Genomic DNA, 15,179 nt, shown 5'->3' on the forward strand with positions numbered 1-15,179 from the left:
GCGCGCCCTACCGGTCGGCGGCCACCGCCACCTCCCGTGCCCACCGGTAGTCCGCCTTGCCGCTCGGCGATCGCTGGATGGACTCGGCGATCACCAGCTGACGGGGGATCTTGTATCCGGCCAGCTGGGTACGGCAGTGGGTCTGGATGTCCGTGAGAGAGGGCCGGCCGGCGCCCTCGCGCAGCTGTACCACGGCCGCCACATGGCTGCCCCACCTGGCGTCCGGCACCCCGGCCACCAGCGCGTCGTACACGTCCGGATGAGACTTCAGCGCCTGCTCGACCTCCTCCGGGTACACCTTCTCGCCGCCGGTGTTGATGCACTGCGAGCCCCGGCCGAGCACCGTGACGACCCCGTCCTCGTCGACCGTGCCCATGTCGCCGAGGAGCACCCAGCGCCGGCCGTCCTTCTCGAAGAACGTCTCGGCCGTTTTCCGCGGGTCGTTGTAGTAGCCGAGCGGGACATGGCCGCTCTGCGCGACCCGGCCGATCTCGCCCACCGCGACCGGCTCATGCGTGGCCGGATCGACCACCCACGTACGGGAGTTCACGCGGACGCGGAACTGGCTGCCGGCCCCGGAGTCGTTCGTCGCGGTTCCGTTGAAGCCGGACTCGGAGGACCCGAAGTTGTTCAGCAGCATGCAGTTCGGGACGAGTTCGCCGAACTGCCGGCGTACGGTCTCGGAGAGGATCGCGCCGGAGGAGGAGACACTGAACATGGAGGAGCAGTCGGTGCCCTTCATCGGTCCCTTCAGGGCGTCGATCAGCGGGCGCAGCATCGCGTCGCCGACCAGCGACATGCTGGTGACCCTCTCTTTCTCGACGGTCCGCAGTACCTCCTCGGGCACGAACCGGCGGTGGATCACCACCCGTTGCCCGAAGTTGAAGCCGATGAACGTCGTGAGGGTCGACGTGCCGTGCATCAGCGGGGGAGTGGGGAAGAAGGTGATCCCCGTGCCGCCCGCCGCGACCCGCTCGGCCAGCTCCTCCGGCCGCTTCACCGGTTCACCGGTCGGCGCGCCGCCGCCCAACCCCGCGAAGAACAGGTCCTCCTGACGCCACATCACTCCCTTGGGCAGCCCGGTGGTGCCGCCGGTGTAGATGATGAACTGGTCGTCCGCCGAGCGTGCCGGGAAGCCCCGCTCGGGCGAGCCCGCCGCCTCGGCCTCCGCGAAGGACACGGCCTTCGGGCCGGACTCCGGCTCGCCCACCCGCACCAGGTGCCGCAGCTTCGGCGCCCGCGGCAACGCCGCCGCCACCCGGTCGCCGAACTCCGCGTCGAAGACCAGCGCGACCAGGTCGGCGTCCCGGTAGAGGTATGCCAGCTCCTCTTCGACATAGCGGTAGTTGACATTGACCGGCACGATGCGCGCCTTCAGGCAGCCGAGCACCGTCTGGAGGTACTCGACCCCGTTGTAGAGGTGCAGCCCGAGATGCTCGCCCGGGCGGATCCCGCTGTCGGCCAGATGGTGGCCGATGCGGTTGGCGGCCGCGTCCAGCTCCGCGTAGGTCAGCCGGCGTTCCGCACCCGTGCCGGGGTGGTCGAGGTAGACGAGTGCCTCGCGGTCCGCGGCCACGTCGACGACCGACTCGAACAGATCGGCAAGGTTGTACTCCACCGCTCCTCCTGACCCCGGCAAACCCTGGCGAAGAATGGCGCACTTGTCGGTTCGCCGGTCATCAGAGCAAAGGGCGCGGCAAGTGGGAAGGGTTCGCGCGAAGAAATCTGACTGTCTGTCAGAAAACCCTTGAAGTGCCTCCCGCCCTACTGCAACCTGTTCTCGTTCCGGCAGAGGGGAGCGGTCCATGGATGGGACGGAACACCTCACCGTACGGCGCGAGGGCGCCACACTGGTGCTCACGCTGAACAGGCCCGAGGCGAAGAACGCGCTCTCGATCTCCATGCTCGTCGGCCTCCACGACGGCTGGATCGAGGCCGACGAGGACGACGCGGTCCGCTCGATCGTGCTCACCGGAGCCGGCGGCGCCTTCTGCGCCGGGATGGACCTCAAAGCGCTGGCCGGACGGGGCATGGCGGGCGAGCACCTCCGCGACCGGCTGAAGGCCGACCCGGACCTGCACTGGAAGGCGATGCTCCGCCATCATCGCCCGCGCAAACCGGTGATCGCCGCCGTCGAGGGCCACTGCGTCGCCGGCGGTACCGAGATCCTCCAGGGCACCGACATCAGGGTCGCGGGCGAGTCCGCGACCTTCGGGCTCTTCGAGGTGAGACGCGGGCTCTTCCCGATCGGCGGCTCCACGGTCCGGCTGCCACGCCAGATCCCGCGCACCCACGCCCTGGAGATGCTGCTCACCGGACGGCCGTACACCGCCCGCGAGGCCGCCGGCATCGGGCTCGTCGGCCATGTCGTCCCGGACGGCGGCGCCCTCGACAAGGCCCTGGAGATCGCCGAACAGATCAACGCATGTGGGCCGCTGGCGGTCGAGGCCGTCAAGGCGTCGGTGTACGAGACGGCGGAGATGACGGAGGCGGACGGGCTGGCCGCGGAGCTGAAGCGTGGGTGGCCGATCTTCGACACGGCCGATGCGACGGAAGGTGCTCGTGCCTTCGCCGAGAAGCGACCGCCTGTTTACAAGCGTGCGTGAGCCGGAGGTGCGTCGGACGCCACGGGCCGGTGGTGGCTGGTCGCGCCCACCCGGCGGAGCCGCGGATGTCTACGCCCCGTGCCCCTGAGGGGGCGCGATTCATCGACCTTCTGAAGGAGGCAAGCCCCTTATGCCAGAAGTCCTCAAAGCGCCCCTCGTCGTCGAGTTCCCCTTCACCCGCTCCCTCGGCCCGGTCCAGAGCGCCTTCCTCACCGGACTGCGCGAACGCGTCGTCCTCGGTGTGAAGACCGGCGACGGCCGCGTCCTCGTGCCGCCCGTCGAGTACGACCCGGTCACCGCCGAGGAGATCCGCGACCTGGTCGAGGTCGCCCCCACCGGCACCGTCACCACCTGGGCCTGGAACCACGAACCCCGCCGCGGCCAGCCCCTCGGTACCCCCTTCGCCTGGGTCCTGGTCCGTCTCGACGGCGCCGGCACCGCCCTGCTGCACGCTCTCGACGCCCCCAGCCCCGAGGCCGTCCGCACCGGCATGCGGGTCCGCGTCCGCTGGGCCGAGGAGCGGTCGGGCGCCATCACCGACATCGCCTGCTTCGAACCGTACGACGGGGAAGCGACCGAACCGGCCGGCCACAGCGGCGAGTTCGAGGACGCCGTGCACGGCATCGTCGCCCACGCCCGCCTCGACTACACCTACTCGCCGGGCCGTGCCCAGTCCGCCTACATCAACGCCCTGTCCACCCGGCGTACCTACGGCGAGCGCTGCCCCTCCTGCCGAAAGGTGTACGTCCCGCCGAGGGGTGCCTGCCCCACCTGCGGGGTGGCCACAGCAGAACAGGTCGAAGTGGGTCCCCGGGGCACGGTCACCACCTTCTGCATCGTCAACATCAAGGCGAAGAACCTCGACATCGAGGTGCCGTACGTCTACGGGCACATCGCCCTCGACGGCGCCGGCCTCGCCCTGCACGGCCGGATCGGGGGCATCCCCTACGACCAGGTGCGGATGGGCCTCAGGGTCGAGCCCGTGTGGACCGAGGGGGCCCGCTTCCCCGACCACTACCGGCCGACCGGCGAACCGGACGCGGACTACGAGACGTACAAGGAGCTGCTGTGACCGCACCGACGCGGGACATCGCGGTCGTCGCCTTCGCGCAGACCGACCACCGGCGCACCAGCGAGGAGCTCTCCGAGGTGGAGATGCTCATGCCGGTGCTGCACGACGTCCTCGAACAGACCGGGCTGCGCACCGCCGACATCGGCTTCACCTGCTCCGGCTCCAGCGACTACCTGGCCGGCCGCGCTTTCTCCTTCACCCTCGCCCTCGACGGCGTCGGTGCCTGGCCGCCGATCTCCGAGTCGCACGTCGAGATGGACGGCGCCTGGGCGCTGTACGAGGCGTGGACCAAGCTGCTCACCGGGGACGCCGACACCGCCCTCGTCTACTCGTACGGCAAGTCCTCACCCGGCTCCGTCCGGGACGTGCTCACCCGCCAGCTCGACCCCTACTACCTGGCCCCCCTCTGGCCGGACTCCGTCGCCCTCGCCGCGCTCCAGGCGCAGGCCCTCATCGACGCGGGCCACACCGACGAGCCCGCGCTGGCCGCGGTCGGCGCCCGCAGCCGCGCGGACGCCGGCGCCAACTCCCACGCCCAGCTCCGGGGTTCGGTACCGCAGGGGGCCTACCAGGTACGGCCGCTGCGCACCGGCGACTGCCCGCCCATCGGGGACGGGGCCGCCGCGGTGATCCTCGCCGCCGGGGAACGGGCCCGCGCGCTGTGCTCCCGGCCGGCCTGGATCCGGGGCATCGACCACCGCATTGAGGCGCACGGACTCGGCGTCCGCGACCTGACCGACGCACCGTCCGCCCGGCTCGCCGCCGAGCGCGCCGGCGCCTTCGAACGGCCCGTCGACACCGCCGAGCTGCACGCGCCGTTCAGCTCGCAGGAAGTCGTCCTGCGCAGGGCGCTGCGGCTCGGCGACGACGTACGGGTGAACCCCTCCGGCGGGGCCCTCGCCGCCAACCCGATCATGGCGGCCGGGCTGATCCGTATCGGCGAGGCCGCCGCCCGCATCCACCGCGGCGACTCCGACCGCGCCCTCGCCCACGCCACCTCCGGGCCCTGTCTGCAGCAGAACCTGGTCGCCGTACTCGAAGGGGACCCGTTGAAGAGCCCCGCTCAGGAAGGGGATCCGCGATGAGCAAGGAGCCCGTGGCCGTCGTAGGGGTCGGCCAGACCAAGCACGTGGCGGCCCGGCGGGACGTGTCGATCGCCGGGCTGGTCCGGGAGGCCGCGCGACGCGCCCTCGACGACGCCGAGCTGAGCTGGGCCGACATCGACGCCGTCGTCATCGGCAAGGCGCCCGACTTCTTCGAGGGCGTGATGATGCCCGAGCTCTACCTGGCGGACGCGCTGGGGGCGGTCGGCAAACCCATGTTGCGGGTCCACACGGCGGGGTCCGTCGGCGGCTCCACGGCGCTCGTCGCGGCCAACCTCGTCGCCGCCCGCGTCCACCCCACCGTGCTGACCCTCGCCTTCGAAAAACAGTCCGAGTCCAACGCCATGTGGGGGCTGTCCCTGCCGATCCCCTTCCAGCAGCCGCTGCTGGCGGGCGCGGGCGGTTTCTTCGCCCCCCACGTGCGGGCCTACATGCGGCGCAGCGGCGCCCCCGACACCGTCGGCTCGCTGGTCGCCTACAAGGACCGCCGCAACGCGCTCAAGAACCCCTACGCCCACCTCCACGAACACGACATCACCCTGGAGAAGGTCCAGGCGTCCCCCATGTTGTGGGACCCCATCCGCTACTCGGAGACCTGCCCCTCCTCCGACGGCGCCTGCGCCATGGTCCTCACCGACCGGGCAGGGGCCGCGCGCTCCCCGAAACCGCCCGCCTGGATGCTGGGCGGCGCCATGCGCAGCGAACCCACCCTGTTCGCCGGCAAGGACGCCGTCTCGCCGCAGGCCGGCAAGGACTGCGCGGCCGACGTCTACCGGCAGGCCGGGATAGCCGACCCGCGCCGGGACATCGACGCCGTCGAGATGTACGTACCGTTCTCGTGGTACGAGCCCATGTGGCTGGAGAACCTCGGCTTCGCCGCCGAGGGCGAGGGCTGGAAACTCACCGAATCGGGCGTCACCGAACTCGACGGGGACCTCCCCGTCAACATGTCGGGCGGAGTGCTCTCCACCAATCCGATCGGCGCCTCCGGCATGATCCGCTTCGCCGAGGCCGCCCTCCAGGTCCGCGGCCAGGCCGGAGAACACCAGGTGGACGGCGCCCGCAAGGTGCTCGGGCACGCCTACGGCGGCGGCTCCCAGTTCTTCTCGATGTGGCTGGTCGGCGCCACGGCCCCCGACTCCTGAAAGGACCCCGTCACGTGGCCTGTTGAGTGCCGGAACCGAAAGCTAGGCTGGCCGCGGACGACGTATTCGGGAGGAGCACGGACGTGGCCGAGAGCACCATCCAGCAGCAGTCGGTACTGGGCTGGGACAAGCCGGAGCTGGACCTCAGCGAGGCCGAGTGGCAGTCCAGCAGCCGTGGCCTGGGGGATGTCCAGATCGCCTTTGTCGAGGGATTCATCGCGATGCGCAACAGCGGCCGCCCGCAGAGCCCTTCCCTCATCTTCACCCCCGCCGAATGGGGCGCCTTCGTGTCGGGGGCCCGGGAGGGCGAGTTCGACCTGACCTGAGCATCCCCCCCACGCTTCCGCGGCAGAGAGGCGAACCGGGGGGCGTTCCGCAAGGATTTCCGGACACGTGACCAGCAGCGCCCTTCCGGGGCCGCCGCCTGAGACAGGCTGGCCCCGGACAGGGAAGGTCGTATTCCGGAGGTGGGCAACGATGAGCACTGCGCCGGTCATCGCCGCGGTGGACGGTTCGGACGACAGCCTGCGCGCCCTGGACTGGGCCCTCGACGCGGCCCGGCGACGGGACGCTCCGCTGCGGGTGGTGCATGTGCGCCAGTACGCCGCCTGGGGGCAGCCGGACGTCATGGTCGCGGGAGAAGCCGACACGGCCGGCGACCCCGTCCTCGACGAGGTCGGCGACCGGCTGGCCGCCGACGCCGGGGGACCGGCCGTGGAGTACGTCGCCATGGAGGGCATTCCGTCCGCACTGCTGCCCGAACTGGGCTCCGACGCCCAGCTGTTGGTGCTCGGCTCCCGGGGCCGCGGCGGCTTCGCCAGTCTGATCCTGGGCTCCAACGGCATGGCCGCCGCCCGCGACGCCCAGTGCCCGGTCGTCGTCGTACCCAGACCGGGGCGCGAGGTCCCCGACGAGTTCCCCACGCGGCCCGGGCCCCGGGTCGTCGTCGGCGTGGACGTGGACAGCCCCGACGACGCCACCCTCGCGTTCGCTTTCGGGGAGGCCGCCCGGCGCGGCGCCCGGCTCCAGGTGATCGCCGCCTACCCGTGGCCGGTCCAGTTCTGGGCCACGGCCGGAGAGCTCGCCCCGCCGACCGTCGACCAGGACGAGGTCGAGCAGGAGACCCGCACCCTCGCCGAGGGCTTCCTCGCCCCGCACCTCAAGGAGCACCCGAACCTGCCCATCGAGCTCCTCGCGCTGCCCGGAGACGCGGCCGGCGCCCTGGTCGCCGCCTCCAAGGCCGCCGAATTGGTCGTCGTCGGGCGGCATCGACGGCGCCTGCTCGCCCCGGCCCGCATGATCGGCTCGGTCACCCAGGCCGTCCTGCTGCACGCGGCGAGCCCGATCGCGGTGATCCCGCCGCCACCGTCCGAAGAGTCCTGAAGTGCCCTGTCAAGCCCCCTGGCTCAGTAACCGTCAGTAGGGAGCGGATCACGCTCATCAGGCGTACGCTGAGCTGCCTGCACGCCACGGTGCGCGCCCGCTCCCCGCGCTCGCGCATCACCGTGGCAGGGGGTGGTCATGGGACAGCGGGTCCTTCGGAGCCGACGGACGCTCTACGAACGTGAGAGTGAACTCGCCGCCGTCGACGAGGCGTTGGCCGAACTCACCGGTCTGAGCGCGCACGGCGCGGCACCGGCCGACCGGCCGCACGGCGCGCTGCTCACCTTCGCCGGCCGCGCCGGCATCGGCAAGACCACGCTCCTCGCCGAGGTCCGCCGCCGCGCCGCCGCCCAGGGGTGCACGGTGCTCTCCGCCCGCGGCGGCGACCAGGAACAGCGCGTCGCCTTCCACGTCGCCCGCCAGCTCCTGCAACCCCGCCTCGCCGGCGCACCGGAGGCCGAACTCCGCGCCTCACTGGGCAGTTGGTACGACATCGTCGGCCCCGCCCTGGGCCTGTGCGCCCCCACCGAGGGCGCCCCGCCCGACCAGCAGGGCCTGCGCGACGGCCTCGACTGGGTGCTCACCCACCTCGTGGTGCGCCAGGCGCCGATGGTCCTCGTCCTCGACGACGCGCACTGGGCCGACCCCGAATCCCTGGGCTGGCTCGCCGCGTTCGCACCCCGCGCCGAGCAACTCCCGCTGCTCGTCGTCGTCGCCTACCGGCCGGACGAACTCCCGGACCACGCCGAGTCGTTGCGCGGACTGCCCGGCCGGGCCGGCGGCCGCCCGCACGACCTGGAACCGCTCAGCGCCGACGCCGTCGCCGGCCTGGTCCGCGAGAGCCTTGGCGCGCACGCCGACGACGCCTTCTGCCACGAGTGCTGGGCCGTCACCGCCGGCAACCCCTTCGAGACCGTCGAACTGACCGCCAAGGTCCACGACCGGGGCCTCGACCCCACCGAGGCCGGCGCGCCCCTGCTGCGTGACCTCGCCGCCGCCGTCAAGGGCAGCGGGCTGATCGCCCGGCTGGAACGCCTCGGCCCCTCCACCGTCCGGTTCGCCTGGGCCTGTGCCGTCCTCGGCACCGAGATCCATCCCGCGCTCGCCGCCGCCGTCGCCGGCCTCGGCCACGAGGAGGCCGCCGACGCCGCCGACGCCCTGCGCGGCGTCCGTGTCCTCACCGGCGCCGACACCCTGGAGTTCGTCCACCCCCTGATCGCCACCGCCGTCTACCGGGCCATCCCGCCCAGCGTCCGGGTCGCCCTGCACGGCCAGGCCGCCTGGTGCGTCACCGACGACGGTCAGGGCGCCGCCACCGCCGCCCGCCACCTCTTGGAAACCCACCCCGAGGGCGACCCCTGGGTCGTCCAGCGGCTGCGCGCCGCCGCCGGCGAGACCCTGCGGGCCGGCGCTCCCGACGCCGCCTGCCGCTACCTCGCCCGGGCCCTGCGCGAGCCGCCGTCCGCCAAGGACCGCGCCGCCGTCCTCTACGAACTCGGCAGCGCCTCCCTGCTCACCGAACCCGCCACCACCGTCAACCATCTGCGCGCGGCCCTCGCGGAACCCATCGCCGAGCCCGGGCTGCGCCAGAACATCGTCTACCGCCTCTCCCAGGTGCTCGCCCACAGCGACCGGCTCGCCGAGGCCTCCGAGACCCTTGCCCGGGAGATCCGGGTGACCGGCGACGCCCGGGTCCGGCTGCGGATGCTCTCCGAACAGTTCATGTGGGACGCCTTCCGCGCCGACGAACCCGACCACCCCTCCCGCTCCCGCCGGCTGGCCCGGCTCGCCGACCGGCTCCAGGGCCGCGACCTCACCGAGCGGTACATCATCGGCCTGCGTACCTGGGACGCGGTCCAGCGCGGCGAGCCCGCGCAGGTCGCGCTCCACCACGCCGAGCGCGCCCTCGCCGGCGGCCTGGGCTGGGCCGAGTCGGACCGCGGTTTCGAGGTGCCCGTCCTGGTCGCCCTCGCCTTCATGTACGCCGACCGGCCCGACCGCACCGAGGAACTCTTCGCCACCGGCACCGCCGACTTCGAACGCCAGGGCTGGCGCGGCGCACACCTCTCCTTCGCGTACACCCTCCACGGTTACGTCCGCTACCGGCGCGGACGCCTCGCCGAGGCGGAGGACCTGGTCCGCTCCGGACTGCGCCTCGCCGAACGCGTCGGCCCCGGCACCCCCGTTTACTGGTACGCGGTCGGCACCCTCGTCCAGACCCTGCTCGCCCGCGGCCGCACCGACGAGGCCACCCAGGTCGCCGAGGAGCACTCCTTCCACGAGCCCTTCCCGGCGGCCGTGGTCTTCCCCGACGCCCAGACGGTCTACGGCGAACTGCTCCTCGCGCGCGGCCTCACCCAGGACGCGGCGGCCGAGCTCGCGGCCGCGGGCCGCCGTCTCGAACCACGCGGTATCCGCAACCCCGCGTGGTGCCCCTGGCAGCTCCACCTGGCCCGCGCCGAGAGCCACGACACACCCGACCGCGCCCTGGCCACGGCCCTGGAAGCGGTCGGCCGCGCCCGCCAGTTCGGCGCCCCCTCGGCGATCGGCCAGGCCCTGCGCACCGCGGCGGAGGTCACGACGGGGGCCGCCCGCCTGACCTACCTCAAGGAGGCGGTGACCCACCTGGAACACTCCCCGGCAGCCTATGAACTGGCGTGCGCGCTGGTGGCCCTGGGCACAGAGCTCCACGACCCCGCCCACCTCCGCAAGGGCCTGGAGGCGGCCGAGCAGTGCGGGGCGGACGGCCTGGCCGACGAGGCGCGAGCCCAACTGGCAGCGGTGGAGACGGCGGCTCGGTAGCAGCCGTCAGCGACGACCCACCCAGGCGCGCGGGGCCGCATCCGACATGCGGCTCCGCCGCGCGGGGGCCGGCGGCGAGTTCGACGGCCGGACCGAGGCCGCTACCGGTGCCGGCGCGGGCGCTCCCGACGAGACGGGGCGCCCGGCTGCTGGAGCCGGCGAAGGCGCCATGGGCCGTCACGATCGCGGGCTTGGTCCGTCCGGGTCCCACGTGGTGAGGCCGTCCGCCGACCACGGACGGTCCGGGATGCGGGAGGGTGCGTTTCGTTGGAACGTTGTCGTGTTCGAGGGTGCCGCCCCGCGTGCCTGGAGCGCGACGGTGCCCGTCGACGGGTCGAGGAGAAGGAATGAGTGGCCTGCTGTCCGACGTTCTCGAGGCCCACGGCGGCGTGCGGCGGTGGGAGCAGCTGACGACCGCGACGGCCACCATCGTCAGCGATGGCGAACTCTTCGCGGCCAAGGGCCTGCCTCAGGACCTCCAGCCGCGCCGAATGACCATCGGTCTGCACGAGGAACGCGCGTCGGTGAGTCCCTTCGGCTCCCCCGACCAGCACACCGACTTCACGCCCGGCCGGGTAGCGATCATGCGGAGCGACGGCACGGTCGTCGCCGAGCGTCTCGACCCGCGCACATCGTTCTCGGGGCACGTCCTGGACACCCCCTGGGATCCGCTGGACCGTGCCTACTTCAACGGCTACGCGCTGTGGACGTACCTGACCACACCGTTCTTCATGATCATGGACGGCATGGCCGTGGAGGAGAAGGAGCCGTGGACCGAATCGCCGACCGAGGCCTGGCGCCGTCTGCGGATCACCTTCCCGGACACCATCGCAAGCCACAGCACGGTCCAGGACTTCTACTTCGGGGACGACCTTCTCCTCAGACGGCACGACTACCACGTGGACATCGCCGGCGGCTTCGCGGCCGCCCAGTACGTCACCGACTTCGAGGAAGGGGACGGCATCAAGTTCCCGACCAGGCGTCGCGCGTATCTGCGCGGGCCCGACGGACGCCCCGACCACGATCACGTCATGGTGAGCATCGACCTGAGCGACGTGCGCTTCTCATGACGCATGTCCGGGCGCACCCATCGAGGTGGCGCGGCGGTGGGGAAAGCGCCGCGGCCCCGTACCATGGACCGCATGTCGTTCCTCCGTCGCCGCAGCGCCACTCCCGCCGGCCCCGACTTCGACGTTCTGGCCATGGACCCGGGCGACTGGCCCGGCAACCTCGGCGCCGGGCTGCTGCCCGCCCCCGACGGCACCTGCCAGGGCGTCTTCCTGCGCTACGACCTCTTCGGCGGCCGCGGCCCCGCGATGATCATCGGCAACCTCCCCGAGGGCTCCCCGGCCCGCGAGGTCGCGGAGGACGAGGTCCCCTTCGAGGTCGGCCAGCTGCTGCTCGCGCTGGAGAACGACGAGGACGTCACCGTCGTCGGCACCGAGGACATGCCGGTGCTGCAGGGCGACAACCTGCTGATCGTGCGCCGCCTCAAGCTCTCCGAGAGCCGGATCTCCTGCGTCCAGTTCGACCGCAGCGACGGCGTCCTCGTCACCATCGCGGCCTGGGACCGCCCGATCACGGACGACCTGTACGCCCTGCTGAAACCACTCCCGGCGGAGCTGTTCCAGCAGGGCTGACATCGCTTACCGCCGCCCCCACCGGCCGGCGGGCGCCACCGTCACGTCGGCCGCGCGGACGAACCCGACCCGGTGGCCGTACTGGATCTCGTAGTACAGGTCCTTGCCGACCACGACCCGGTGCGAGGCGGTGTCGAAGGTGACCGCGTAGTAGTACTGGCCCGGCACCACGTCACCGACCACGTACTCCTGGCCCGCGGGGATGGTGTACGGCAGCGCCGACACCGCCTGCGCGGGTACCCCGGAAGGGTACGCGGCCGCCTCCGGATAGGCACGGCCGTACACCGGGATGCTGGTCAGGCCCGCCTTGGGTGTCACCACCAGCCCGGTCGCGGTCACCGCCGTCGGCGCCTTCGCCGGGTTCCTGAACCAGGCCTTCTGCCCCAGGTACCAGATCGCCGTCCAGTCGCCCCAGGTGTCCGCCACCGCGTACTGCTGGCCGGTGGAGACCCGCGAGGAGAGATCGTTCACGTCGACCGTCGGTGCCCTGCCGAGGCCGATGTCCTTGATCAGGGCCGAGTTCTCGTCATGGTCGGAGTACAGCCGTACCTCGCCGGAACCGTGTGCGGTGCACGGCTGGCCGCTGGTGACGCAGCCGGTGTACGTCGGCTGGTTCGTGGCGTAGTCCGGCAGGATCGTCACCAGACCGCCCTTCTTGCCCGCCGTGCGCTTGAAGGGGTGCTCCAGCAGCTCGAAGTAGTGCCGCCAGTCCCAGTACGGGCCGGGGTCGGTGTGCATCCCGGGGATCGTCGAGGTGGTCGGCCCCGGCACGTTCTCATGGCCGAGGATGTGCTGCCGGTCCAGCGGGATGCCGTACTCGGTGGTCAGGTACTTCACCAGCCGGGCCGACGACCGGTACATCGCCTCCGTGTACCAGGCGTCCGGCGCGGCGAGGAAACCCTCGTGCTCGATGCCGATCGACTTGGCGTTGATGTACCAGTTGCCCGCATGCCAGGCCACGTCCTTCGCCTTGACGTGCTGGGCGATCAGACCGTCGGTGGAACGGATGGTGTAGTTCCAGGACACATAGGTGGGGTCCTGGACCAGGTTGATGGTCCCGTCCCAGGCGCCCTCCGTGTCATGGATGACGATGTACTTGATGCTCTGCGAGGAGGGCCGGTCGCCGACGTCGTGGTTGCCGTAGTCGTTGTCCCCGAACTCCTCGTAGGGCGCCGGGATCCATGCGCACGACACCGTTGTCGGGCATTCCGTGTCGTCCGCCGCCACCGTGCGCAGCCCGGTCAGCTTCAGTTGCGCGGTGTCGGCCTTCAGGTCCGGCTGGGCGGCGAGGGTGACGCGCTCTCCCTCGTCCGTGGTGCGTACCTGGCCCGTGTGGAGGACGTCGAACACGTCGTTCGCGTACGCCGCCGCGGTCGCCGAGTCGTCGGCGCCGGAGAAGCGGGCGACCGCGCCGTACCAGTCGGCCGGGTCGGCGCTGAGCGGCTGGTGCAGGGACCGCTGGGCGGCCGCGAGCAGGGCGGCGCCGCCGGCGACGTTCGACGCCGGATCGGATCGCAGCTTCCCCGCCGGGATGCCGGTCAGCCGGGCGGCCCGGAGGAGGGTCTTGAGACGGGCCGGGAGCGCGGAGTCCGCCGGCACCTTGACGCCGGGGTGCAGGGCCGGCCGGGCACTGTCGCCGCGGGCGTCCTCGGTGCCGTCGGCGAAGTGCTCGCCGGTGGTGGCCAGCGCGGTGTGCGCGTCGGTGAGGTGCATCGGGCCGTAGCCACCCGTCACACTCGGCGCGCCGTCATGGGTGTCCCAGCGGGACTGGAGATAGGAGACGGCCAGCAGAACGCTCTGCGGCACGTGGTACTCGGTCGCGGCGGACGCGAACGCCCGCTGGAGCAGTCCGGTGGACGACGCTGTCCCGCCGGGCGGCGGGGCGGCGCCCAGCAACGGCAAGAGCAGTGCCGCGGACCCGACGGCCGCCGCCGCCCTCCGCATGTGTCTGCCGCCGCGAGTGGGCGCTGGCTCGGTGACGGATCCTCGCAATGCGGCCTCCTGGGGCGATCGAGCGCGACGGGGCGTGCGGGGCTGAGCGTGGCTCAGTGGTACCGGCTTGCCGACGATCCGTCAATCATGCCCAGTGGAGGGAGAATTCCCATGTCATACGATGATCGTGGGAGTTTCGCGCCGGAGGCTCCCGGCCTGCGCGGCGTCAGTGGCGTATACCAGTGAACAGTACGGTCAGCCGAGAAATCCGCGGCGCGCAGCCGTCCTGAGCGCACCGCGGATTCTCGTCCCCGTCAGCGAGTGCCGACCGCTGCGCGCACGGCCCGACGGGCCAGCTGGCAGTCGTCGTGCAGCCGCCGGAGCAGCAGCCGCTGTTCCTCGCCGGTCGGCGCGGCACCCGGGTGGGCCGTACCCGGTGCCGCCGGGGCCGCGTCGTGCATCGAACGCTGCACGGCGGTCTCGTAGGTCCGGATCTCCCGGGTGAGGACCAGCATCAGGTTCACCAGGAAGGCGTCCCGGGACGCGGGCCCCGCCGACTGGGCGATCTGGCTGATCTGACGACGCGCCACCGGGGCGTCCGCGAGAACGGACCACAGCGTCGCCAGGTCGTACCCCGGCAGATACCAGCCCGCGTGCTCCCAGTCCACCAGCACTGGACCGGCCGGCGACAGCAGGATGTTCGAGAGCAGGGCGTCGCCGTGACAGAACTGGCCCATCCCTTGCCGGCCCGCCGCGACCGCGATGCCGTGCAGCAGCTTCTGCAAGTCACCCATGTCCCGGTCGGTGAGCAGACCCAGCTCGTGGTACCGGGAGATGCGGGCCGCGTAGTCCACCGGCGCGTCGAAGGTGCCCGCCGGGGGCCGCCAGGCGTTGAGCCGGCAGATCGCGCCCAGGGCGGCCCGGATGTCCGCCCGGGGCGGAGCCTCCGCCGGGTGGCGCTGTACCGCCGCCACCCGGCCGGGCATCCGCTCGATCACCAGCGTGCAGTTGTCCGGGTCCGCCGCGATCAGTCTCGGCACCCGGATCGGCGGCCGGTGCCGGACGAACGAGCGGTATGCCGCTATTTCGTGGCGGATCCGCTCCGCCCAGGCGGGGGAGTGGTCCAGTAGACACTTGGCCACGGCCGTGCTGCGCCCCGTCGTCCCGACGAGGATCACGGACCGCCCGGAGCGCCGCAGCACCTGCACCGGAGCGAACTCCGGGCAGATCCGGTGCACCGACGCGATCGCGGTGCGCAGCTGTGCGCCCTGGGGGCCGGACAGGTCGAGTCTCCCGCTGAGCGGTTGGGTGCCCGGACCCGCGGCGCGCCGTTGCCGGCCCACGACCGGTACGGCGGCCCCGGTGCGTGCGGGGTCGAGATAGGGTCCGCTGCCCGCCGGGCGGGGGCGGAGCGTCCGGGGCGGGGCGGACACGGAGGACGATGCTGCGTACATGGGCGATACAGATCCCTTCGTGTACCTGCGGTGCCTGCCTGA

The 15,179-nt window shown here is 72.2% G+C and carries 12 protein-coding genes; 9 read left to right on the forward strand and 3 right to left on the reverse strand.

The window, feature by feature from the left end:
• Positions 1-7: 7 nt before the first annotated feature.
• Positions 8-1,618 (reverse strand): acyl-CoA synthetase, encoded by a 1,611-nt coding sequence (locus AB0N16_RS31490; RefSeq protein WP_365802590.1) that lies wholly within the window; start codon positions 1,616-1,618, stop codon positions 8-10.
• Between the two features lie 187 nt (positions 1,619-1,805).
• Between AB0N16_RS31490 and AB0N16_RS31495 the strand changes: the two genes are divergently transcribed.
• The 9 genes from AB0N16_RS31495 (at position 1,806) to AB0N16_RS31535 (ending at position 11,751) form a co-directional block, all read left to right on the forward strand.
• Entirely contained in the window at positions 1,806-2,606 is an 801-nt protein-coding gene (locus AB0N16_RS31495; protein WP_365802592.1) for a crotonase/enoyl-CoA hydratase family protein, read from the forward strand.
• 130 nt (positions 2,607-2,736) lie between these two features.
• Positions 2,737-3,678: an OB-fold domain-containing protein gene (locus AB0N16_RS31500; RefSeq protein WP_365802594.1), complete on the forward strand. Its 942-nt coding sequence runs from the start codon at positions 2,737-2,739 to the stop codon at positions 3,676-3,678.
• Entirely contained in the window at positions 3,675-4,763 is a 1,089-nt protein-coding gene (locus AB0N16_RS31505) for a thiolase domain-containing protein (RefSeq protein WP_365802596.1), read from the forward strand. Before AB0N16_RS31500 ends, AB0N16_RS31505 begins: the two co-directional genes overlap by 4 nt.
• A complete protein-coding gene (locus AB0N16_RS31510) occupies positions 4,760-5,926 on the forward strand; it encodes a thiolase domain-containing protein (RefSeq protein WP_365802598.1) in 1,167 nt (388 codons plus the stop codon). Before AB0N16_RS31505 ends, AB0N16_RS31510 begins: the two co-directional genes overlap by 4 nt.
• 83 nt (positions 5,927-6,009) lie before the next feature.
• On the forward strand, positions 6,010-6,252 hold the full coding sequence (locus AB0N16_RS31515; RefSeq protein WP_365802600.1) for a DUF397 domain-containing protein: 243 nt from the start codon (positions 6,010-6,012) through the stop codon (positions 6,250-6,252).
• A gap of 151 nt (positions 6,253-6,403) precedes the next feature.
• On the forward strand, positions 6,404-7,309 hold the full coding sequence (locus tag AB0N16_RS31520; RefSeq protein WP_365802602.1) for a universal stress protein: 906 nt from the start codon (positions 6,404-6,406) through the stop codon (positions 7,307-7,309).
• A gap of 138 nt (positions 7,310-7,447) precedes the next feature.
• Positions 7,448-10,111 (forward strand): AAA family ATPase, encoded by a 2,664-nt coding sequence (locus tag AB0N16_RS31525; protein WP_365802604.1) that lies wholly within the window; start codon positions 7,448-7,450, stop codon positions 10,109-10,111.
• Between the two features lie 347 nt (positions 10,112-10,458).
• Positions 10,459-11,181, forward strand: coding sequence for a hypothetical protein (locus AB0N16_RS31530; RefSeq protein WP_365802606.1), 723 nt, complete (start codon positions 10,459-10,461; stop codon positions 11,179-11,181).
• A 72-nt stretch (positions 11,182-11,253) separates the two neighbouring features.
• The gene (locus AB0N16_RS31535) at positions 11,254-11,751 is read left to right on the forward strand and encodes a hypothetical protein (RefSeq protein ID WP_046731250.1); all 498 of its coding nucleotides are present in this window, start codon (positions 11,254-11,256) and stop codon (positions 11,749-11,751) included.
• A gap of 6 nt (positions 11,752-11,757) precedes the next feature.
• Here the strand turns inward: AB0N16_RS31535 and AB0N16_RS31540 are convergent, their stop codons facing one another.
• Both AB0N16_RS31540 and AB0N16_RS31545 read right to left on the reverse strand, forming a co-directional pair.
• Entirely contained in the window at positions 11,758-13,695 is a 1,938-nt protein-coding gene (locus AB0N16_RS31540) for a peptidoglycan recognition family protein (RefSeq protein WP_365802608.1), read from the reverse strand.
• A 302-nt stretch (positions 13,696-13,997) separates the two neighbouring features.
• The gene (locus AB0N16_RS31545) at positions 13,998-15,137 is read right to left on the reverse strand and encodes an aminoglycoside phosphotransferase family protein (RefSeq protein WP_365802610.1); all 1,140 of its coding nucleotides are present in this window, start codon (positions 15,135-15,137) and stop codon (positions 13,998-14,000) included.
• Positions 15,138-15,179 lie beyond the last annotated feature (42 nt).

Source organism: Streptomyces sp. NPDC051105 (assembly GCF_040682795.1).
GTDB lineage: Bacteria > Actinomycetota > Actinomycetes > Streptomycetales > Streptomycetaceae > Streptomyces.